This is a genomic window from Aerococcus sp. 1KP-2016, from assembly GCF_002252085.1.
GTDB lineage: Bacteria > Bacillota > Bacilli > Lactobacillales > Aerococcaceae > Aerococcus.
The window spans coordinates 1-1,696 of sequence record NZ_NEEY01000094.1 but is presented as its reverse complement, the minus strand read 5'-3'; the positions used below and the strand labels follow the sequence as shown (position 1 = coordinate 1,696).

3 protein-coding genes are annotated in these 1,696 nt (G+C 34.4%); all 3 read left to right on the top strand.

Annotation, left to right across the window (positions count from 1 at the left end; genetic code table 11):
- Positions 1 to 279: 279 nt before the first annotated feature.
- The 3 genes from rpsN to B9P78_RS09750 all read left to right on the top strand — a co-directional run bounded on the left by rpsN (position 280) and on the right by B9P78_RS09750 (position 1,561).
- Entirely contained in the window at positions 280 to 549 is a 270-nt protein-coding gene (gene rpsN / locus B9P78_RS09470) for a 30S ribosomal protein S14 (protein WP_094519180.1), read from the top strand.
- 116 nt (positions 550 to 665) lie between these two features.
- Positions 666 to 1,397: a nuclease-related domain-containing protein gene (locus B9P78_RS09465; RefSeq protein ID WP_094519179.1), complete on the top strand. Its 732-nt coding sequence runs from the start codon at positions 666 to 668 to the stop codon at positions 1,395 to 1,397.
- A 14-nt stretch (positions 1,398 to 1,411) separates the two neighbouring features.
- Complete coding sequence (locus B9P78_RS09750; RefSeq protein ID WP_158520598.1) at positions 1,412 to 1,561, top strand: hypothetical protein; 150 nt, start codon at positions 1,412 to 1,414, stop codon at positions 1,559 to 1,561.
- Positions 1,562 to 1,696: the final 135 nt, after the last annotated feature.

The window sequence follows — 1,696 nt, the reverse complement described above, 5'->3', positions numbered from 1 at the left end:
CATTTAAAATATAAACTATAAAGTGATCAATGTAGGATTGAAGTGAAACAAATACTTTAATCTTACATTTTTTTGCTTTGAATATACTTTTAACTAAATCTACAATTTAGAAATGCTCTTTCTGACCTTCTTGGAGATTTTAAACTTATTATTTGTAAGCAAATATGTTGACTATTTGTCAATCACCCTTTATAATCGTAATCATTACGATTCAATTTCGAATTAACTATTTGCAATATATTTATACACACTCAATAACATTAAGAGGAAGGAAATTTCATGGCAAAGAAATCTAAAATCGCAAAAGCAAAGAAACAAGCAGCAACAGTAGCAAAATATAGTGCCCAACGTGAGGCTTTGAAGGCAGCTAAAGACTACGTTGGACTAAGTAAATTACCTCGCGATGCATCCCCTACCCGTTTACGTAACCGCGATGCAGTCGACGGGCGACCACGTGGCTACATGGGCAAATTCGGTATCAGCCGTATTCGTTTCCGCGAATTAGCACACGAAGGTAAGATCCCTGGCGTAACTAAAGCTAGTTTCTAAATTATATTTGCATGGTGAGAGTGAGTAATTCCCTATTTGGATGCTCACTCTTTTTTTGTGCTTTCGTATCGGTGGAATTGAGTGAAAAAAACGTATATATAAATTGAGGTGGTAAAATGATCGATAATCTCGAAATGAGACAGCTGGAAATCCTTGATGCGAGAATTCCAAATTTAGAAACGTCTAAGAAACGACAATTATACAGGCTTCAAAGTGGTGTCAAAGGCGAAAATTTATTTTTAGAAATGGTGCACAAATACGGCCATCCTAATTGGAAAATCTATAGTGATTACTGGTTTAGTTACGGCAAAAGACTACAGGCAGACTTTATATTAGTAACTAGTAATCGTTGGCTAGTGGTTGAGGTAAAACATTATGATGGTTTGTTCGAATATATTGATAATGAATGCTATTTAAACGGCCACCTGCTCAGTGACAACTATTTAGCAACTATGGATTTACGTGTCAGACACCTTCGACACATGGCTCATGAAATTAATAAGGATATTATTGTAGATGGATTGTTCACATTCATGCATGAATTTTCAGAAATCAATATCAATCAAAGCTTTGATTTTGGTATTAAATTACGAAATCAATTAAAAAGATATTTAACTAATTTGAAAAATACTGATAAAAAGCCATTAGATTTAAACTATGTTACTGATATTGAACTTGTACTACAAAAATACAGTGCTGGATCACCCTTTTTACCAAAAGCTATTGCAAACGAAACTTGGAATAGGTTAACAAAGGGGATAAATTGTGCTAAGTGTGGATCATTTACAACCATTTCAAAATTAAAAACGATCAGATGCTCAAATTGCAATTTAAAGAATCAAAATTAGAAGCCGTTGAGCGTATGATTGAACAATTAGAGCTGCTTTACTTTGATTCTGATGAGCCGATTACTGCCCCAAAAATATATGAATTTTGTGGCAATCAAATAACGCTTAATGGAGTATATCGCATTCTTGCCTTATACAGTCATACCCACAAAAATGATAATTAGTTCTAATTATGAAGAGGGCGTCCGCCCTCTTTTCATTTTGATGCACTTAAATGCGACTATTCTTATCGAGCATTGCCTCACTATATCCGATACTGCTCTTTGCCTGTTGTAGTTGAGTATCCTAAGCAACTATAG

Coding starts and splice junctions, on each gene's coding strand:
- rpsN (WP_094519180.1), top strand. CDS start 280: ATGGCAAAGAAATCTAAAATCGCAAAAGCAAAGAAACAAGCAGCAACA.
- B9P78_RS09465 (WP_094519179.1), top strand. CDS start 666: ATGATCGATAATCTCGAAATGAGACAGCTGGAAATCCTTGATGCGAGA.
- B9P78_RS09750 (WP_158520598.1), top strand. CDS start 1,412: ATGATTGAACAATTAGAGCTGCTTTACTTTGATTCTGATGAGCCGATT.